A 22,577-nucleotide genomic window follows, 5' to 3' on the forward strand; every position below is an offset into this window, starting at 1 on the left:
CGGGGGTGCCTGGTCCCGGGTCTCGGGATGGACGCTCAAGAGCCGCCCAGTTCCTTGTCGATCAGTGCGAACATCTCGTCGTCCGACGCGGCGTCGAGGGCTTCCCCGGCGAGGACCTGCCGGGTGCCGCGCGGGTCGCCCCGCCACTGCCACAGCAAGGCCTCGATGCGCTGGGTGATCCGCTCCGTGGTGGACTCGTCCGCCTCGGTCGCCGCCAGGGTGTCGGAGAGCCGCTCCAGGTCGGCGAGGACCGGGAGTTCCCCCTCGGCGCCCGCCCCGAGTGCCAGTTCCTCCAGGAGGAAACGCACCAGGACGGTCGGCGTGGGATACGTGAAGACGAGCGTCGGCGGCAGCGTGAGACCGGTCGCGGCGGCCAGCCTGTTGCGCAGCTCGACCGCGGTGAGCGAGTCGAAACCGAGGTCCTTGAAGGCCCGGTCCGCGTCGACGTCCTCGGTCGTGGCGTGCCGCAGTACGGCCGCGACCTCGGTGCGCAACAGGTCGAGCAGGACGCGCGTCTGCTCGGCGGGCCGCACTCCGGCCAGTTTCCCGGCGAGTTCGGTACGGGAGCGGTCGGCGCCCGCGCCGGTGGCGGCGGTGCGCCGCGCGGTCCTGACGAGGCCGCGCAGCACCGTGGGCAGCGCGCCCGCTGCCGCCGCCTCGCCGAGCACCGGCAGGTCGGGACGGATCGGCAGCGCCAGCGCGTCCGTCCCGTGCCGGGCCGCGTCGAACAGCACGAGCCCCTCGTCCGGCGTGAACGGCAGGATTCCGTCGCCGCTTCCCCCTGTGCTCCCGCCCGTCCGCCAGGGCCCCCAGGCGAGGGAGACCCCGGGCAGCCCACGGGCCCTGCGGTGCTGGGCGAGGGCGTCGAGGAACACGTTTGCGGCGCCGAAGCCCGCCTGTCCCGCGTTGCCCAACGTGCCGGCCGCCGAGGAGAAGAGCACGAAGGCCGACAGGTCGTGTTCCAGGGTGAGTTGGTGCAGGTTGAGGGCCGCGTCGGACTTGGGTCGCAGCACCCGCTCGCACTGTTCGGCGCAGAGCGATCCGACGAGTCCGTCGTCGAGCACACCCGCCGCGTGCACGACGCCCGTCAGCGGCCGGTCGGCCGGGACGGTGTCGAGGAGCGCCGCCAGCGCGGCCCGGTCGGCCGCGTCACAGGCCACGACGTCCACGGCCGCCCCCGCCGATGTCAGCTCGGCCGCCAGCTCCGCGGCGCCGTCGGCCGCGCTCCCTCGGCGGCTCGCGAGCACCAGATGGCGCACGCCGTGTTCGGTCACCAGATGGCGGGCGATCAGGCCGCCCAGGGTCCCGGTGCCGCCGGTGACGAGCCAGGTGCCCGCCGCCGGGTCGGCCTCCGGCTGGTGGGCGGGGTCTGTCTCCGCCGGGTGCGTGGCGGCGGTCTCCGTCGGGTGCGCCTCGGTGCGGGCCCGGGCGAGCCGAGGCACCAGTGCTTCCCCCTCCCGCAGGGCCAGCTGCTGTTCGCCCTCGGCGAGAGCCGCCGTGACAGCGGGGACCAACCCGTCGAGCGACGACTGCCGCCCGTCCACGTCGACCAGCAGGAACCGCCCGGCCGGATACTCCGCCTGGGCGGCCCGTATCAGCCCCCACAGCGGCGCGTGGACGAGCCCGCCGAGCTCTTCTCCCGCCCGCGTGGCCACGGCGTTCCGGGTCACCACCACCAGGGTCGAGGACTCGGCACGCTCGTCGGCCACCCACTTCTGCACGACTTCCAGGGCCTCCGCCGTCACCTCGCGCACCCGGTCCGCGAGGCCCGGGTCCGCCGCCGGATCGGAGGTCGGTGCCGTGGCGTACGACAACACGGCGACGGTGGACGTGTCCGCCGCGTCCGCACCGCCCCTGCCCAGGCCGAGGGCGGCGGCCAGGCCCAGCTCGTCGGTGCCGATGACCGCCCAACGACGGGCGTCGGCGACGGACTGCCCGGCAGACGCCGGAGTCCACTCCAGACGGAACAGCGCGTCCCGCGTCAACTCCTCGACCCCACGCAGCTCTTCGGGCCCGAGCGGAGCGAGCCGTACGGCGTCCACGGTGACCACGGGCGCGCCGTCCGGGTCGGTCGCGGTGACCGCCACGGTGTCCTCGTCCACGGGCCTCACCCGCACACGAAGGCTGGTGGCACCCACCGCGTGCAGGGTGAGCCCGCGCCATTCGACCGGCAGCAGGGGCAGTCCTTCGCCACCGTCGGAGCGCGCGATCAGGGCCGGTTGGAGCGCGGCGTGGAGCAGGGCCGGGTGGAGTCCGAACCCGTCGACGGACAGGGTCCTGTCCTCTCCCTCGCCGACGGTGACCTCGGCGAAGAACTCGTCGCCCGCCCGCCAGAGGGAACGCAGCGCCCGGAACGCGGGGCCATGACCGTGCCGCGCGGCCTCCAGCCGCTCGTAGAGATCGTCGAGTCCGACCTGTTCGGCACCGGCGGGCGGCCACGTCGCCGGAGCGTCCTCCACCAGGTCCGGCGCGCCGTCGGCCAGAGTCCCGCGCGCATGAGGCGTCCAGGGCACGTCCGGCGCCGCCTGCGCACTGCGCGCGTACACCGCGAACTCCCGTTCGCCCTCCAACCCCCTGTCCTGTACGACCAGTTGGAGCTGTACGCCGCCCTGCTCGGGTAGCACAAGGGGCGCCTCGGCAGTCAGGCCCGCCACCCGGCCGCAGCCCGTCTCGTACGCGGCCGTCGCGGCCAGCTCGGCGAACACGGCACTCGGCACGACCATCGATCCGTGCACCGTGTGCTGCATGGACCAGGCATGCGTGCGAGGCATCAGGGAGCCGGTCAGCACGAGCGGTCCGCCGTCGGCCACGGGAAGCGCGGCACCGAGAACCGCGTGCCCCACAGCACCGAGCCCGAGCTCCGCCGGATCACCTGCGGCAGCGGGGTCGGCTTCCATCCAGTAGCGCTGGTGCTGGAAGGCGTAGGTGGGCAGGTCCACTCGACGGGCATCCGAACCGGCAGACAGGGACTGCCAGTTGACCGGCAGGCCGCGTACGTAGCCCTCGGCGAGGGAGGTCAGGAAACGCTCCGGGCCGCCTTCGTCACGGCGCAAGGTGCCTTGCGCGTACGCGGTGTTACTGCCGGTGTCCTCGAACGTCTCACCCAGACCGACGGTCAGCACCGGGTGAGCGCTGCATTCCACGAAATAGCCGAAGCCGTCCGCGAGGAGGTTCCGCACGGTCTGGTCGAAGCGGACCTCCTGACGCAGGTTCGTGAACCAGTACTCCGCGTCCAACTCCGCCGTGTTCAGAGGGGAACCCGTCACCGTGGAGTAGAACGGCACCTCCGAGGCGCGCGGACTGATGCCCCGCAACGCCGTGATCACCTGCTCGCGGATCGACTCCACCTGCGCGGAGTGCGAGGCGTAATCCACGGCGATCCGCCGCGCCCGCACACCGTCCGCCTCACACGAGACCAACAGCTCGTCCAACGCGTCCGGATCACCCGACACCACGGTCGAGGAAGGACCATTCACCGAAGCCACCGAGATCCGCTCGCCCCAGGCAGCGATCCGCTCCCGTACATCCTCCGCAGGCAGCGCCACCGACACCATGCCGCCCTTACCGGACAGCTCCCCGGCAATCGCGGCAGCTCGCAGCGCCACCACCTTCGCGGCATCCTCCAACGACAACGCACCCGCCACCGCCGCCGCCGCGATCTCACCCTGACTGTGACCGATCACCGCGGCAGGCTCGACACCCACCGACCGCCACAACTCCGCGAGCGACACCATCACCGCCCACAAGGCGCACTGCACCACAACGACATCGTCCAGAGACGGCGCACCATCTACACCCCGGACAACATCGACCACAGACCAGCCCACATACGGCTCCAACGCCGCATCACACTCAGCAAGCCGCCCCGCGAACACCGGCGAGGACTCCAACAACCCCGCCGCCATCCCCACCCACTGCGAACCCTGACCCGGGAAAACGAACACCGTCTTGCCGGTCAGTTCGAGTTCGTCCGGGTCCGTTGTCGTCGCCGTTCCGCGTACGACATGGGACGGGACGGTCGGATCTCCCGTGGCGAGGGACGTCAGGCCCGCGACCGCGGTCTCGTGGTCGGGGGCCAGGATGACCGCTCGGTGTTCCAGTGCGGCGCGGGTCGAGGCCAGGGAGTGGCCGATGTCCCGGAGGGAGGTGTGTTCGGTTGCCGCGTGGGCCGCCAGGAGCTCCGCCTGGGCTCGCAGGGCACGCTCGGAGCGGGCCGAGACGAGCCAGGGCACGAGGGTGTCCGTCAGGCCGGAGACGGTCCGGCCGTTCTGGCCGTCGGTGGCGGTTTCGGTGGCGGTGTCGGCGGGCCCGGACCCGGCCGCGGCCTCGGTGTCGCTCGGCGCCTCCTCCACGATCACATGTGTGTTGGTACCGCTGATGCCGAACGCGGAGACGCCCGCGCGCCGGGGGCGGCCTTCGGTGTCGGGCCAGGCGCGGGCCTCGGTGAGGAGGCGGACGGCGCCCGACGACCAGTCGACGTGTGGGGTCGGCTCCTCCACGTGCAGCGTCTTGGGCAGTACGCCATGTCGTATGGCCTGCACCATCTTGATCACTCCGGCCACACCGGCGGCGGCGGAGGCGTGGCCGATGTTGGACTTCACCGATCCCAGCCACAGGGGGCGGTCCTGGGAGCGCCGCTGCCCGTAGGTGGCGAGCAGAGCGTGCGCCTCGATGGGGTCGCCGAGGGTGGTGCCGGTGCCGTGCGCCTCCACCACGTCGATCTGTTCCGGCGCGACACGGGCATTGCGCAGGGCGGCGCGGATGACACGTTCCTGGGAAGGGCCGTTGGGTGCGGTCAGGCCGTTGCTCGCACCGTCCTGGTTGACGGCGGAGCCGCGTACGACGGCAAGGACCTGGTGGCCGTTGCGGCGTGCGTCGGAGAGCCGCTCGACGAGGAGCAGGCCGATGCCCTCGGCCGGTCCGAAGCCGTCGGCCGAGGCGGCGAAGGCACGGCACCTGCCGTCCGGGGACAGTGCCCGCTGGCGGCAGAACTCGGCGTATCCGATCGAGGTGGACATGACGGTGACGCCTCCGGCGACGGCGAGCGAGCACTCACCGGACCGCAGCGCCTGCCCCGCGAGATGGAGCGCCACAAGGGAGGAGGAGCAGGCCGCGTCGACGCTGACGGCGGGGCCCTCCAGGCCGAAGGTGTAGGCGATCCGGCCGGACATCACGCTGGCGAAGTTGCCGGTGGCGTAGTAGCCGGCGACCGGCTCGGGGATGCTCTGGTGCTCCCATCCGTAATCCATCGTGCTGAAGCCGATGAAGGTGCCGGTGGGGCTGCCCTTGACGGACTTCGGGTCGATGCCCGCGCGTTCGAACAGCTCCCAGGAGCCTTCGAGGAGCAGGCGCTGCTGGGGGTCCATGGCCAGCGCCTCGCGCGGCGAGATGCCGAAGAAACCGGCGTCGAACTCGGTGGCCGAGCGCAGGAATCCGCCGCCGCTCACGTAGTTCTTGCCGTTCTTCGCGGCTCGCGCGACATCGGGGTCGTACTGGCCTTCGACGTCCCAGCCCCGGTCGGCCGGGAACTCCGTGATGGCGTCCCGGCCCTCGGCGACGAGGTCCCACAGCGCGTCCGGCGAGTCCACCCCGTCCGGATAGCGGCAGGCCATGCCGACGACGGCGATGGGCTCGCTCTGGGCGGCCTCCATCTCGCGCAGCCGTCGCTGGGTCTGCCTCAGGTCGCCCGTCGCCCGCTTGAGGTAGTCGAGCAGCTTCTCTTCGTTGGAGGTCACGCCGTTGCCTGACGTGGCGGTGCCTGCCGTGGCCGTGCGCTCCGCGGCCTGCCGTTCCGTGTCTGTCTCTGCCATGCCCCAGTTCCCCAATTCCGCAGGTCCCCTAGCCCGGATCGCGGGTCAGGACTGTCCGAGTTCTTCGTCGAGCAGGGCGAACATGTCGTCGGCGGAGGCCGAGGCGAGACTGTCCGCGTCGCCCGCACCGGTTCCTTCGGTGCCGCGCGCCCTGGTGGCGTCGCGGTCGTCGCGCAGCTTCCAGATGAGGGCTTCAAGACGTTCCACGACCTTGGTGGTGCCCTCGCCGTCGTCCGCGAGGGCGGCGATCGAACGCTCCAGCGTCTGGAGGTCGCCGAGGACGGCGTCCGAGGTGTCCGCGGGGTCCGGTACGAGCAGGCCCCACAGATGCTTGGCCAGGGCGGCGGGTGTCGGATGGTCGAAGACCACACCGGCGGGGAGCCGCAGGCCGGTCGCGCTGTTGAGGCGGTTGCGGAGCTCGACCGCCGTCAGGGGAGTCGAAGCCGATCTCCTTGAAGGCGAGTCCGGCCTGGATTCCGTCGAGGGTGGTGTGGCCGAGGACGGCCGCCACCTCGCCGCGGACCAGTTCGAGGACCGTCTTGAGCTGTTCGTTCTCCGGCAGTGCGGCCAGGCGCGCCGTCAGAGCCGCACCCGCGGCGCTCTCCTCGGCGGAGACGGCGGTGTCGTCCTGACGCAACGCGCTCTGGGCCTCGGGGATTTCGGCGATCAGCGGGCTCGGGCGCAGTGCGGTGTAGCCGAGGACGAACCGCTCCCATTCGACGTCCGCCACGGCCACACAGGTCTCGTCGTGCTCGACGGCCCGCACCATCGCGGCGATCGCCAGATCGGGGTCCATCTCCACCACGCCGCGGCGCCCCATGTAGGCGACGGCCCCGTCGGTGGTCATCATGCCGCCACCGCCCCAGGCGCCCCAGGCGACCGAGGTGGCCCGCCTGCCCTGGGACCTGCGCCGTTCGGCGAACGCGTCGAGGAAGGCGTTGCCCGCCGCGTACGCGCCCTGGCCGCCGCTGCCCCACAGGCCCGCGCTGGACGAGAAGAGCACGAAGGCGTCCAGTTCGGTGTCGCCGAGCGCCGCGTCCAGGTTGAGCGCTCCGAGCACCTTGCCCGACGTGATGCCGGTGAAGGTGTCGGGCGAGGTCTCGGTGACCGGCGCGAAGGTCCCCGGCACGCCCGCGGCGTGGATCACCGCGGTGAGCGGCGCCGTCTCGGGCACCGAGGCGATCAGTGCGTCGACCGCGTCACGATCGGCCATGTCGCAGGCCACGATGGTCACCTGGGCACCCAACTCCTCCAGTTCCGTACGGAGTTGTGCGGCACCCGGGGCGTCGGGGCCGCGGCGCCCGGTGAGCAGCAGGTGTGCGGCGCCGTTGCGGGCGCACCAGTGGGCGACGCGGGCGCCGATGCCGCCGGTGCCGCCCGTGATCAGGACGGTGCCCTCGGGTCGCCACTCGTGCCGGGCGGGTTCGTCTTCCAGGGGTGCCCGCACGAGGCGGCGGGCCAGCACGCCGGACGGACGTATCGCCAGCTGGTCCTCGTGCCCGCTCTCGCCGAGACCGGTGAGGGCCGCGGCGAGGCGGGTGCGGGCCGCGTCGTCGACGGTCTCCGGCAGGTCGACGAGGCCGCCCCAGCGCCCGGGCTGTTCGAGCGCGATCACCCGGCCGAGTCCCCACGTCTGGGCCTGGTCCGGCCGTGCCGGCGGATCGTCCTGCCCGGTGAGCGCGCCGCCCCGGGTGGCGGTCCACAGCGGCACTGTCAGGTCGGCGTCGTCGACGGCCTGGGCGAGCGCCACCGTGGCGGCGAGGCCGTTCGGCATCGCGGGGCGGTCGGCGTGCGGACTCTCGTCGAGAGCCAGCAGCGAAAGGACTCCGACGACGGGGTCCTCCTCGTCCGCCTGGAACTGCCGCAGGACGTCACTGAGTTGGTCGCGGTCGCTGTCGGCCGTGTCCACCACGAAGCACTCGGCCCTGGCCCCGGCCCCGGTCAGCGCCTGCCGTGCGCCCTCGGCCCAGGTGTCCTCACCGAGGGCGGCCGGTACGAGCAGCAGCCAGCGACCGGAGAGCGCGGGTGCCGCCGGTGCCGGTACGGGCCTCCAGATCGCCCGGTAGCGCCACCCGTCGACCCGCGACCGGGTGAGCCGCCGCCGTCGCCAGGAGGAGAGCGCGGGCAGCACCTCCCTCAACGGGTCGGCCTCCAGGTCGAGTTCGGCGGCGACCTCGTCGAGGTCACCGCGCTCCACCGCGTCCCAGAACTCGGCTTCGGCGCCGTTCGCGCCCGCGTCGTCGGCGAGGGAGGCGCTCAGGTCGTCGAGCCAGTACCGGCTGCGCTGGAAGGCGTACGTGGGCAGCTCGACCCGGCGCGCGCCGCTGTCGGCGAAGACCGCCGTCCAGTCCACGCCGGGCAGGCCGCGGACGTACCCCTCGGCCAGCGACGTCAGGAACCGGTGCGTGCCGCCTTCGTCGCGGCGCAGCGAGCCGACCGCGACGGCGTCGGTGGCCGCGTCCTCGAAGGTGGCCTGCATGCCCGTCGTCAGTACGGGGTGCGCGCTGGATTCCACGAAGAACCGGAAGCCGTCCGCGAGCAGCGCGTGCACCGTGCCCTCGAAGTTCACCGGCTGGCGCGCGTTGTCGAACCAGTACTCGGCCGTCAGCCGCGTCGTGTCCAGGGCGCCGCCGGTGACCGTCGAGTAGAACGGGATCCGGCTCCGGTCCGGGGCGACGTCGGCGAACAGCTCCAGGATGCGCTCGCGCAGCGGGTCCACCTGGGCGCAGTGCGAGGCGACCGTGGAGCCGACGACGCGGGCCCTGATGTCCTCTTCCGCGCACCGGGCCACGAACTCCTCCAGGGCCGCCACCTCCCCCGCGACGGTCACCGCGCCGGGACCGTTGCGACCCGCGATCACTATGCGTCCTTCCCACTCGGCGAGCCGCTCCGCGACGGTGTCCGCTGACAGCGCCACCGAGGCCACCGCACCGCGGCCGACGAGTTCCTCGGCGAACAGGGCGCTGCGCAGCACGACGATCCTGGCCGCGTCCTCCAGCGAGAGCGCGCCCGCCACCTGTGCCGCGGCGATCTCGCCCTGGCTGTGACCGACCACCGCCGCGGGTTCCACGCCCACCGAACGCCACAGGGCGGCGAGGGAGAGGTTCACGGCGAACAGCACGGGCTGCAGGACCTCGATGCGCTCCAGCGCCGGGGCGTTTGCCACTCCCCTGACGACATCGGTCGCCGACCAGTCCACGTGGCCGCGCAGCGCGGCGTCGCACTCCGCGAAGCGCTCGGCGAACACCGGTGAGCTGTCGAGGAGTTCACGCGCCATGCCCTGCCACTGCGACCCCTGGCCGGGGAAGACGAGGACCACCTTGCCGCGTACGTCCGCGGTGCCGGTGACCACGCCCGCGGCGGGCAACCCCGCGGCCAGCGCACCGAGTGCCGGGACGGCTTCGTCGAGGCCGTCGGCGAGGACCACGGCGCGGTGCTCCAGGGCGGTCCGCGACACGACCAGGGAGTGACCGACGTCGAGCGGCGAGAGGTCGCCGTGCTCGGTGGCGTGCCCGGCGAGCCGCCCTGCCTGGGCGCGCATCGCCTCGGCCGTCTTGCCGGACAGCACCCACGGCACGGAATCCGGCCGTCCGCCGCGGACCTCGTTCTCCGGCGTCGGCCCGTCCGCGGGCTCCTGCTCGTCCTCGGCCTGCTGCGCGGGCGGCTCTTCGAGGACCACGTGCGCGTTGGTGCCGCTGATGCCGAAGGACGACACGGCGACGCGCTTGGGGCGGTCGTTCACCGGCCACCGTACGGGCTCGGCCAACAGCCGGACGGCGCCCGACGACCAGTCCACTTCGGAGGTCGGCTCGTCCGCGTGCAGGGTCGGGGGCAGCGTCCCGTGCCGCATGGCCATCACCATCTTGATGAGCCCGGCGATACCGGCGGCGGCCTGCGTGTGCCCGATGTTGGACTTGATGGAACCGAGCCACAGCGGCCGGTCCGCGGGCCGGTCGGCTCCATAGGTGGCGAGCAGCGCCTGGGCCTCGATGGGGTCGCCGAGGCTGGTGCCCGTGCCGTGCGCCTCGACGGCGTCGACCTCGTCGCCCGCGAGCCCGGCGTTGGCCAGTGCCGCACGGATCACCCGCTGCTGCGAGGGGCCGTTCGGCGCGGTCAGGCCGTTGCTCGCGCCGTCCTGGTTGGTCGCGGAGCCGCGTACGACGGCAAGGACCTGGTGGCCGTTGCGGCGTGCGTCGGAGAGGCGCTCGACCAGCAGGGTGCCCACGCCCTCGGCGAACCCGGTGCCGTCGGCCTCGGCGGAGAACGCCTTGCAGCGGCCGTCGGGCGACAGGACCCGCTGACGGCTGAACTCCACGAAACCGAACGGGCTCGGCATGATCGTGACGCCGCCGACGAGCGCGAGCGAGCACTCGCCGCCGCGCAGGGACTGGGCCGCCAGGTGCAGGGCGACCAGCGCGGAGGAGCAGGCCGTGTCGACCGTCATGGCCGGGCCTTCGAGGCCGAAGACGTACGACACCCGCCCGGAGATGACGCTGAGGACGTTGCCGGTGACGGAGTAGCCCTCGACACTCTGCTGCAGCTTCTCGCCCTGGCCGTATCCGGTGCTGACGGCGCCGACGAAGACGCCGGTCCTGCTGCCGCGCAGCTCGGTCGCGTCGATCCCGGCCCGCTCGAAGACCTCCCAGGAGGATTCGAGGATCAGCCGCTGCTGCGGGTCCATGCCCAGGGCCTCGCGCGGCGAGATCCCGAACAGCGCGGCGTCGAAGTCCGTGGCGTCCCGGAGGAAGCCGCCCGCTCGCGCGTAGCTCTTGCCGGAGCGGTCCGGATCCGGGTCGTACAGCCGCTCCAGGTCCCAGCCTCGGTCACCGGGGAATCCGGAGATCGCGTCCCGCCCTTCGGCCACCAGGTCCCACAGCCCCTCGGGGGAGTCCGCGTCACCCGGGAAGCGGCAGGCCATGCCGACGATGACGATCGGATCGTCGTCGACGTCGGCCCCCGTCCGCACGGGCACCGGCACGGCCGCCTCGGTCCGTGCGTCCACGCCCAGCTCGGTGAGCAGGAAGCCCGCGAGGGTGTGGGGGGTGGGGTGGTCGAAGACGAGGGTGGCGGGCAGGCGCAGTCCGGTGGCGGTGGCCAGGCGGTTGCGCAGCTCGACCGCGGTCAGCGAGTCGAAGCCCAGGTCCTTGAAGGCACGCTCGGCTTCGACCGCGGCGGGTGACCCGTGGCCGAGCACGGCCGCGACATGCGTCCGTACGAGATCCACCAGATGCTCCGTACGCTCCGCGGCGGACATGCCCGCGAGTCGCCGGGCGAGAGCCGATGTCCCCGCCGCGGCGTCCGTCCCTGCCACGGCCCTGGCCCGGCGCGCCGAGCCCGGCTTCACCAGGCCGCGCGCCAGCGCTCGCACCACGTCACTGCTGGTGCCCGAGGTCCAGGCCGACGGCTCCAGGCGGGCCGTCACCACATGGGCCTCGTCCAGTGAGCGCGCGGCGTCGAACAGTCCGAGCCCCTGCTCCGACGGCATCGGCACCACACCGGACTTCGCCATCCTGGCCAGGTCTGCCGTGTCGAGGTCGCCGGTGAGTTCGCTGGTCTGCTCCCAGTGGCCCCAGGCCAGCGACTGCCCGGCCAGGCCCTGGGCGCGTCGGTGCGCGGCCAGCGCGTCCAGGAACGCGTTCGCCGCCGCGTAGTTGCCCTGCGCGGGGCTGCCTGCCGTGCCCGCGAGGGAGGAGTAGAGGACGAAGAGGGAGAGGTCGAGGTGACGGGTGAGGTCGTGGAGGTTGAGCGCGGCATCCACCTTCGGACGCAGCACCGCCTGAAGCCGCTCAGGAGTGAGGGACGAGACCAGCCCGTCATCCAGAGCACCGGCGGCATGCACCACACCCGTCAGCGACGACCCGATCCCCTCCACGACCTCCGCGAGCGCGTCCCGGTCCGCCGCGTCACACGCCACGATCTCCACGCGTGCACCGGCCGCCGTCAGCTCCGCCACCAACTCCTCGGCGCCCTCGGCCGCAGCACCCCGGCGACTGGTCAACACCAGGCTGCGTACGCCGTGTTCAGCCACCAGATGCCGGGCCAGCAACCCGCCCAACGTGCCCGTACCGCCCGTGACCAACACCGTGCCGTCCACGTCCAGCGGCGCGGGCACGGACAGCACCAACTTGCCCGTATGCCGGGCCTGACTCATGAACCGCAACGCCTCAGGCGCCCGCCGCACATCCCACACCCGCACCGGCAACGGCTCCAACACACCCCGCTCGAAGAGCTCGCAAAGCTCCCGGAGGATCTCCCCGAGCCGATCGGTGGGTATTTCCGTGAGGGCGTACGCGTTGTAGGTGACGCCCGGGTGATCCGCCGCTACGACTTCCGGATCCCGGATGTCGGTCTTGCCCATCTCCAGGAACCGACCACCACGCGGCAACAACCTCAACGACGCGTCCACGAACTCCTGCGCCAGCGAATCGAGCACCACATCCACACCCCGACCACCGGTCACCCCGAGGAACTTCCCCTCGAAGTCCAGCGTCCGCGACGACGCGATATGCGCCTCGTCAAACCCCATCGACCGCAGAACATCCCACTTGCCCTCACTCGCGGTCGCGAACACCTCCACACCCCAGTGCCGGGCCAACTGCACCGCAGCCATCCCCACACCACCCGTCGCCGCATGCACCAACACCGACTCCCCCGCCACCAACCCCGCCAGATCCGCCAACCCGAAGTAAGCGGTGAGGAAGACGACAGGGATCGCGGCGGCCTGTTCGTCTGTCAGGCCCGCGGGAACGGGAGCGATCAGGCGCTGATCGACGACGGAGACCGGGCCGAACGCCTCGGGGAGCAGGCCCATGACCCGGTCGCCGACGGCGAAGCCGGTCACACCCGGGCCCACCTCGGTCACCGTGCCGGAGCCCTCGGTGCCCATGTAGGCGTCGGCGTCGGGGTACATGCCGAGGCCGATCAGTACGTCGCGGAAATTGACTCCGGAGGCCCGTACGGAGACTCGGACCTGCCCATCGGTGAGGGGCTCCAGCGCGCTCGGCGCGGGGAGCAGGGCGAGATTCTCCAGCGTTCCGGAACCGGTCGTCGCCAGCCGCCAGGCCGGGGACTCGGCCGGGGGCGTCAGGGAGCCGCCGGACGAGGTGGTCCGCGTCAGACGGGGGACGAGCATCTCACCGGAGCGGAGGGCCAGTTGGGGTTCCTCGGACTCGACAGCGGTCACGACGGCCGCGACGGTCGCCGTGTCGAGGGTGAGGTCGTGGTCGTGGTCGGGGGCGTGGTCGAGGTCGACCAGCAGGAAGCGGCCGGGGTTCTCCGCCTGGGCCGTCCGCACCAAACCCCACAACGGCGCATGCACCAGATCCAGCACGCCTTCACCAGAACGCACCGCCACCGCACGCCGCGTCACCACCACCAAACGCGACCCCGCGAATCGCTCCTCGGACAACCAACCCTGGAGCAGACTCAGCGCGTTCGTCGTCACGGCGTGCACGGCATCCGCCGAACTCGGCACCTCATCGCCTGCGAAGACGGCGTAGACCAGATCAGACACCGGATCACCCGCGTCCACCGCCTCGGCCAATGACGCGAGATCGGGGTACGCGGGCACGTCCGGGAGCGCGTCCCCACTCGACAGCGCCACGGCGGAGAGCGTCGTGGTGGCGTCGGTCGGCCGGGCCAGCGGGGTCCAGTCGACGCGGAAGAGGGCGTCACGGGTCGGGTCATCGGCCAGGCGCAGCTGGTCCGGCGACACCGCCCGCAGGACGAGCGAATCGATGGACGCCACCGCGGCACCGGCCGCGTCCGCGACCACCACCGACACCGCGTCCTCACCAGCAGGAGAGACCCGCACCCGAAGCGACGTCGCCCCCACCGCGTACAGGGACACCCCACCCCACGAGAAGGGCAACCGCAGTTCGTTGATGTCCGCGGCGGAGCCGCCGTTCAGCAGTACGACGGGGTGGAGCGCGGCGTCCAGCAGCGCGGGATGGATGCCGAACCGCTCGGCCTGTGGGCCGAGTTCGTCGGGCAGCACGATCTCCGCGTACACGTCGTCGCCCACGCGCCAGGCAGAGCGCAGGCCCTGGAAGCCGGGGCCGTAGTCGTATCCGGCCTCCGCCACCTGCTCGTAGAAGCTCTCGACGTCGACACGCTCCGCACCGCTCGGCGGCCAGGCCGTGAGGCTGGCGCCCAATGCGGGCTCCTCAGGGCTGATGACGCCGCTCGCGTGCTGGATCCACGGCGCGTCCATCCCGGCGTCTTCCGCGCAGGAGTGAAAGCCGAGTTCACGTCGTCCCGACTCATCGGGCGCACTGACCGACAACTGCACCTGGACGCCGCCCCGCTCGGGCATCACCAACGGAGCGGCCAGTGTCAGTTCCTCCACGAGGCCGCAGCCGACCTCGTCGGCGGCGCGGAGCGCGAGCTCGACCAGGGCGGCGCCCGGCACGAGCACCGTGCCCGACACAGCGTGATCGGCCAGCCACGGATGCGACGCCAGCGACAACCTGCCGGTCAGCAGCAACTGCCCCTCACCGGCCACCCGCACCGACGCACCCAACAACGGATGACCCGTCACACCGAGACCAAAGCCACTCACGTCACCTGACGCGTCACCGGCGGTCGCCTGGAGCCAGAACTGGTCTCGCTGGAAGGCGTAGGTGGGCAGGTCGACGCGCCGTGCACCGGAACCGGCGTACAGGGCCTGCCAGTTGACCGGCAGGCCACGCACGTAGCCCTCGGCGACGGAGGTCAAGAAACGCTCCGGACCGCCTTCATCACGACGCAAGGTGCCTTGCGCGTACGCGGTGTTGCTGCCGGTGTCCTCGAACGTCTCACCCAGACCCACGGTCAGCACCGGATGCGCACTGCACTCCACGAAATAGCCGAAGCCGTCCGCGAGGAGGCTCCGCACGGTCTGGTCGAAGCGGACCTCCTGACGCAGGTTCGTCACCCAGTACTCCGCGTCCAACTCCGCCGTGTTCAGCGGGGAACCCGTCACCGTGGAGTAGAACGGCACCTCGGCAGCACGCGGCTCAATGCCCCGCAACGCCGTGATCACCTGTTCGCGGATCGACTCCACCTGCGCGGAGTGCGAGGCGTAATCCACGGCGATCCGCCGGGCCCGCACACCGTCCGCCTCACACGAGGACAGCAGTTCGTCGAGAGCGACGGGATCGCCGGAAACCACGGTCGAGGAAGGACCATTCACCGAAGCCACCGAGATCCGCTCGCCCCAGGCAGCGATCCGCTCCCGTACATCCTCCGCAGGCAGCGCCACCGACACCATGCCGCCCTTACCGGACAGCTCCCCGGCAATCGCGGCAGCCCGCAGCGCCACCACCTTCGCCGCATCCTCCAACGACAACGCACCCGCCACCGCAGCCGCCGCAATCTCACCCTGACTATGACCGATCACCGCGGCAGGCTCGACACCCACCGACCGCCACAACGCGGCCAGCGAGACCATCACCGCCCACAACGCGCACTGCACCACCACCACGTCATCCAGAGACGGCGCGCCCTCGATCCCGCTCACCACGTCGACCACGGACCAGTCCACATACGGCTCCAACGCCGCATCACACTCAGCAAGCCGCTCCGCGAACACCGGCGAGGACTCCAACAACCCCGCCGCCATCCCCACCCACTGCGAACCCTGACCCGGGAACACGAACGCCACCCGGCCCGGCTCAGCAGCCGCGACACCACTCACCACACCAGCCGCAACCTCACCCCGCTCCAGAGCCCCAAGCCCCGCCAACGCACCCGCACGATCCGCCGCCAGCACCACACCCCGGGACTCCAACCCCGCACGCGAAGACACCAACGAGAAGCCCACATCCACCAGCGACGAGAGATCCGAGCTTTCGGCGGCGAATTCCGCGAGGGTGGCCGCCTGCGCCTGGAGCCCCGTATCGGACTTGGCCGTGAGCACCCAGGGAACGGTGACTGTGTCGAGGGCGTGCGGGTCGGTGGGCGCAGGAAGCGCCTGCTCGGGCTCCGCGTCGGCGTCGGTGGCCTGTTCGATGATGACGTGGGCGTTGGTGCCGCTGGCGCCGAAGGCGGAGATGCCCGCCCGACGGGGGCGGTCGTTCGCAGTCCATTCGACGGACTCGGTCAGCAGGTCGACCGCGCCCGAAGCCCAGTCGACGTGCGGCGTCGGCTCCTCCACATGCAGCGTCCGAGGCAGCTCACCGTGCCGCATCGCCTCCACCATCTTGATCACACCGGCCACACCCGCCGCCGCCTGCGCATGCCCGATGTTCGACTTCACCGAGCCCAGCCTCAACGGACGGTCCTCGGGACGGTCCTGGCCATACGTCGCCAGCAGCGCCTGCGCCTCGATCGGGTCACCCAACGTCGTGCCCGTGCCGTGCGCCTCCACCGCGTCGACCTCAGCGGCCTCAAGCCCGGCATTGGCCAACGCCGCACGGATCACCCGCTGCTGCGAGGGACCGTTCGGCGCCGTCAGGCCATTGGACGCGCCGTCCTGGTTCACCGCCGAACCACGGATCACCGCCAACACCTGATGACCGTTCCGCCGCGCATCCGACAGACGCTCCACCAGCAACAGCCCCACACCCTCGGACCACCCCGCGCCATCAGCGGACGACGAGAACGCCTTGCACCGGCCGTCCACCGCCATCCCCCGCTGCCGACTGAACTCGACAAAGAGGGTGGGCGTCGCCATGACGGTCACGCCGCCCGCGATCGCCATGGAGCACTCGCCCGTACGCAGCGCTTGCACCGCCAGGTGCAGGGCGACCAGCGAGGAGGAGCAGGCCGTGTCCACCGTGACCGCGGGGCCTTCGAGCCCGAAGGTGTAGGCGACCCGGCCGGAGACCGCGCTGGGCGAGGCACCCATCAGGGCGTATCCCTCGATCTCGCCCTGGAGCTGCTCCACTCGGGAGGCGTAGTCGTGGTGCATGACGCCCGCGAAGACGCCCGTCGCACTCCCCCTCAACAACCCCGGATCAATACCCGCCCGCTCGAAAACCTCCCACGACGCCTCCAACAACAAACGCTGCTGAGGATCCATCGCCAACGCCTCACGCGGCGAAATACCAAAGAACCCCGCATCAAACTCACCAGCCCCATAAAGGAACCCACCCTCACGCGCATACGACTTCCCACCGCATCCGGATCCGGGTCATACAACCCCTCAACATCCCACCCCCGATCCCCCGGAAACACCGACACCGCATCCCCACCCGAAGCCACCAGATCCCACAAACCCTCCGGCGACACCACACCACCCGGATACCGACAAGCCATCCCCACAATCGCCACCGGCTCATCCACACCCACACCAGAAGCAGAAGCAGAAGCCGAACTCGAACCAGACACCACACCGGCCCGAACCCCACCCACCACCTCAGCCCGCAAAAACCCCGCCAAAGCCACCGGCGTCGGATAATCAAAAACCAACGTCGCAGGCAACCGCAGACCCGTCACACCATTCAACCGATTCCGCAACTCCACCGCCGTCAACGAATCAAACCCCAACTCCTTGAAAGGGCGATTCGCTTCGATGGTGCTGCCGTCGGCATGTCCGAGTACGCTCGCCACCCGGCCGCGCACCAGGTCGAGCAGGAAGCGCAGCTGCTCGTCCTCGCTCAGCCCGGACAGCCGGGTGAGCAGGGCTCCGCTGTCGCCGCCCGCCTCGGCGACGCGACGGTTGGGGGTGCGGATGAGGTTCCGGTACAGCGGACGGAGCTCTCCCTCGGTGGCCTGGCCGCGCAGTGCGGCGAAGTCCAGACGGCTCAGGACCAGGGCGGCGTGATCGTCGCGAGCGCCGAGGGCCGCGTCGAACAGCGCGAGGCCCTGCTCCGATTCCATCCGGGTCACACCCATGCGCAGGTAGCGCGCCACGTCCGCCGTGCCGAGGTGTCCGGTGAGCTCGCTGGTCCGGGCCCAGTAGCCCCAGATCATGGAGAGGGCGGGCAGGCCGTCGGCGCGACGCCGCTGGGCCAGGGCGTCGAGGAAGGCGTTGGCGGCGGCGTAGTTGGCCTGCCCTGGATTGCCCAGCGTCCCGGCCACCGACGAGAACAGCACGAAGGCAGAGAGGTCCAACTCCCGCGTCAGCTCATGCAAGTTGACCGCAGCGTCCACCTTCGGCCGCAGCACCTCCCTCAACCGCTCGGGAGTCAGCGACCCCACGAGCCCGTCGTCCAAGGCACCCGCCGCGTGCACCACACCAGTCAGCGACGAGCCGATACCGTCCAGCACCTCGGCGAGCGCGTCCCGGTCCGCGGCGTCACACGCCACGATCTCCACATCCGAACCGGCCGCCTCCAGCTCGGCCAGCAACTCAGCCGCACCCTCAGCCTCACCGCCTCGACGGCTCATCAACACCAGCCGACGCACGCCGTGTTCGGTCACCAGGTGCCGGGCCAGCAGGCCACCCAACACGCCCGTTCCGCCGGTGATCAGTACGGTTCCCGACGCATCGAGGCCGGAACCGGCAGACTTCGCGTGTGCCGCCCGGACGACGCGCGGCGCCAGGGCGGCCCCCTCCCGTATGGCGATCTGCGGTTCGCCCGCGGCGATCGCGGCCGACAAGGCTCCGGCGAGGACGTCGGATCCGGACATCGCGTGATCGTCGGTGTCGACCAGCAGGAACCGTTCGGGGTGCTCGGACTGCGCGGCGCGTACGAGGCCCCAGAGGGACGCGTGGCCGAGGTCGGTGACGTCCTCGTCCGGAGCTGTGGCGATCGCCCGGTGTGTGAGGACGACGAGCCGGGTGTCGGCGAGCCGTTCATCGGCCAGCCAGGTCTGTACGAGGTGGAGCGCCCTCGCGGCGTTCTCGCGTACGACGTCCGGCAACTGGACGTCGACCGGCACCTGTTGATCCTCGGAGGACCTGAAGGAGGCGACGACCGTCCGTGGAACGTCGGCCGACGGTTCGGCGTCGAGCCGGGCCAGCAGCGCGTCGAGGTCATCGAAGGACGTCTGGTCCGAGCCGTCCGGTGCGATACCCGTTCCGATGGTGGCCCACCCCGTCGTGTCGACGGGGGCAGTGGTGTCGACGGGCAGCGGAGCCCAGTCGAGCCGGAGGAGCGCGTCCCTGGTGGAGACGTCGGCCGTCCGGAGCTGCTCGGGCGAGACCGGGCGCAGTACGAGGGAGTCCACGGAGGCGACCGGCGCCCCTGTGCCGTCAGCGATCGTGAGGGACACCGCGTCATCGCCCGAGGGGCCGATCCGAACGCGCACCGTGGTCGCGCCGACCGCGTGCAGCCGGACGCCGCTCCACGCGAACGGCAGGCGCAGCCCGTCCGCACCTTCGGGCGTCCCGCTCAGCAGCGCGGCCGGGTGCAGTGCGGCGTCCAGGAGTGCGGGATGCAGACCGAACCTTCCCGCGTCCGCGACCTGCTCCTGCGCCAACTCGACCTCGGCGAACACCTCCCCACCCAGCCGCCAAGCCGACCGCAACCCCTGAAACGCCGGACCATACCCATAACCCACATCAGCGACCCGCTCATAGAACGACCCGACATCCACCCGCTCAGCCCCAGCAGGCGGCCACGCCCTCAAACCATCTCCAGCCGCACCGCCGACGGCGGCCAAGACAGCCACCGCATGCCGCGTCCACGCCCCGTCCACACCCGCCAACTCGTCCGCGCGGGAGTGAATGGTGACCTCACGGGCGCCCGACCCGTCGGGCGCGCCGACAGAGATCTGCACCTGGACTCCGCCGTGCTCCGGCAGCACCAGGGGCGCCTCGAGGGTCAGCTCGTGGATCTCCTCGCAGCCGATCTCGTCGGCGGCGCGCAGCGCCAGCTCTACGAAGGCGGCTCCCGGGACCAGTACGGCGTCGAGCGCGGCGTGGTCGGCGAGCCAAGGGTGCGTCTGCAGCGACAGCCGCCCGGTCAGCAGGAGTTGGTCTTCTCCCGCGATCTGTACGGCGGCGCCAAGGAGCGGGTGTTCGGCCGCGCCGAGCCCGAGTCCGCCCGCGTCGGCGACGTTGAGCGCACCCGACTCCAGCCAGTAGCGCTGGTGTTGGAAGGCGTAGGTGGGCAGGTCGACGTGCTGGGTCTCGGAACCGGCGTACAGCGTCTGCCAGTTCACGGGGAGGCCGCGTACGTAGCCTTCGGCGGCGGAGGTCAGGAAGCGTTCCGGGCCGCCCTCATCCCTGCGCAGGGTGCCCAGTGCGAACGCTTCGCTGCCGGTGTCCTCGAACGTCTCGCCCAGGCCGACGGTCAGGACCGGGTGTGCGCTGCACTCCACGAACGCCCCGAAGCCGTCGGCGAGGAGGTTCCGCACGGTGTGGTCGAAGCGGACCTCCTGGCGCAGGTTCGTGACCCAATACTCCGCGTCCAACCCCGCTGTGTCGATCACCGATCCGGTCACCGTGGAGTAGAACGGCACCTCGGCCGTACGCGGCTCAATGCCCCGCAACGCCGTGATCACCTGCTCGCGGATCGACTCCACCTGCACCGAATGCGAGGCGTAATCCACCGCGATCCGCCGCGCCCGCACACCGTCCGCCTCACACGAGACCAACAGCTCATTCAACGCGTCCGGATCACCCGACACCACGGTGGAAGACGGGCCGTTCACCGACGCCACCGACACCCGCTCGCCGAACGAGGCGATCCGCTCCCGCACAGCCTCCGCAGGCAGCGCGATCGACATCATCCCGCCCTTACCGGACAGCTCCTCGGCAATCGCGGCAGCCCGCAGCGCCACCACCTTCGCGGCATCCTCCAGCGACAACGCACCCGCCACCGCCGCCGCCGCGATCTCACCCTGACTGTGACCGATCACCGCGGCAGGCTCCACACCTGTCGACCGCCACAACGCGGACAGCGAAACCATCACCGCCCACAACGCGCACTGCACCACCACCACGTCATCCAGAGACGGCGCGCCCTCGATCCCGCTCACCACGTCGACCACGGACCAGTCCACATACGGCTCCAACGCCGCATCACACTCAGCAAGCCGCTCCGCGAACACCGGCGAGGACTCCAACAACCCCGCCGCCATCCCCACCCACTGCGAACCCTGACCCGGGAACACGAACGCCACCCGACCCGCGCCGGGAAGCACGGCGCCGGTCACCGCGTCCACGGCGTGTACGCCCTGGGCCAGCGCGGAGAGGCCGGTCAGGGCGCTCTCCTGATCGTGTACGAGGAGCACCGCGCGGTGCTCGAGCTCCGCCCGGGAGGTGACGAGCGAATGGCCGATGTCGTACGCGTCCGGCGCGGTGGCGTTCTCGACGAACGTGGCGAGCCGTCCGGCTTGTGCCCGGAGGGCGTTCTGGCTCTTGGCCGCGATCGGCCAGGGAGCGACGGGCAGTTCGAGGACACGTGTCTCGGCTGCCGCCTCCGCGCCGTCGGTCGCGGGCGCCGGATCCGCGCCGGGCTCGTCGGCTGCCGGACGCGGTGCCTCTTCCAGGATGACGTGGGCGTTGGTGCCGCTGATCCCGAACGACGACACGCCGGCGCGGCGCGGGCGGCCGTTGCTGGACCACGGCACCTGGTCGGTGAGGAGGCGGACGGCGCCGGTCGACCAGTCGACGTGCGGGGAGGGCTCGTCGACGTGGAGGGTGCGCGGCAGCGCCTCGTTCTGCAGCGCCATGACCATCTTGATGACACTGGCGACACCGGCCGCGTGTGCGGTGTGGCCCAGGTTGGACTTGATGGAGCCCAGCCAGAGGGACCGGTCCTCGGGGCGGGCCTTGCCGTAGGTGGCGAGCAGCGCCTGGGCCTCGATCGGGTCGCCCAGGGTCGTGCCCGTGCCGTGTGCCTCGACGGCGTCGACCTCGTCGGCCGCGAGCCGTGCGTTGGCCAGTGCCGCGCGGATCACCCGCTGCTGTGAGGGGCCGTTCGGCGCGGTCAGGCCGTTGCTCGCACCGTCCTGGTTGAGAGCGGAGCCGCGTACGACGGCAAGGACCTGGTGGCCGTTGCGGCGCGCGTCGGAGAGCCGCTCGACCAGCAGGGTGCCCACGCCCTCCGCCCAGGCCGTGCCGTCGGCCGAGGCGGCGAACGCCTTGCACCGGCCGTCGCGCGCCAGACCGCGCTGGCGGCTGAAGTCGACGAACACCCAGGGGGTGGGCATCACCGCGACGCCGCCCACGACGGCGAGCGAGCACTCGTCCGAGCGGAGCGACTGCACGGCCATGTGGAGGCCGACGAGGGACGAGGAACAGGCGGTGTCGACGGTGATCGCCGGGCCTTCGAGGCCCAGGGCGTAGGAGACCCGCCCGGAGACGACGCTGACGAACGACCCGGTTCCGGTGTAGCCCTCCACCCCGTCGGGGACGCGCTGCATGTTGGTGAGGTAGCCGGTGCCCGCGGCGCCGACGAAGACACCCGTCCTGCTGCCCTTCAGGGACTTGGGGTCGATTCCGGCGCGTTCGAAGACCTCCCAGGAGGATTCGAGCATCAGCCGCTGCTGCGGATCCATCGCCAGCGCCTCACGCGGCGATATCTCGAACAGTTCGGCGTCGAAGTCGCCCGCCTCGTAAAGGAATCCGCCTTGCCGCAGATAGGTCTTGCCGCTCGCTTCAGGGTCCGGGTCGTAGATTCCCTCGATGTCCCAGCCTCGGTCGGTCGGGAAATCCGATATCGCGTCCGTGCCCGATTCCACGAGTCGCCACAGGTCCTCCGGGGATCGCACACCACCGGGGAAACGGCAGGCGGCCGCCACAATGGCGATGGGCTCGTGCTCCCGGTCCTCGACCTCACGCAGACGTTGACGAGTTTCATGCAGGTCGGCCGCCACGCGCTTCAGGTAGTCGACCAGCTTTTCATCGTTCGTCATCCGACTCGGTCCTCTCCGAACAACCAATGGGACTCA

General features: G+C 71.3%; 2 protein-coding genes and 2 pseudogenes. All 4 read right to left on the bottom strand.

The window, feature by feature from the left end; genetic code table 11:
• Positions 1–35 precede the first annotated feature (35 nt).
• Positions 36–5,735, bottom strand: coding sequence for a type I polyketide synthase (locus CP970_RS00320; protein ID WP_055546218.1), 5,700 nt, complete (start codon positions 5,733–5,735; stop codon positions 36–38).
• A 120-nt stretch (positions 5,736–5,855) separates the two neighbouring features.
• Complete coding sequence (locus CP970_RS43940; RefSeq protein ID WP_191094853.1) at positions 5,856–6,017, bottom strand: hypothetical protein; 162 nt, start codon at positions 6,015–6,017, stop codon at positions 5,856–5,858.
• 168 nt (positions 6,018–6,185) lie between these two features.
• A pseudogene (locus tag CP970_RS45655) lies at positions 6,186–6,242 on the bottom strand (hypothetical protein); the annotation flags it as partial.
• Positions 6,243–6,303: 61 nt separating this feature from the next.
• Positions 6,304–22,541, bottom strand: a pseudogene (locus CP970_RS44575) (type I polyketide synthase); the annotation flags it as partial.
• Between the last annotated feature and the right edge of the window lie 36 nt (positions 22,542–22,577).

This window comes from Streptomyces kanamyceticus, from assembly GCF_008704495.1.
Lineage (GTDB): Bacteria > Actinomycetota > Actinomycetes > Streptomycetales > Streptomycetaceae > Streptomyces > Streptomyces kanamyceticus.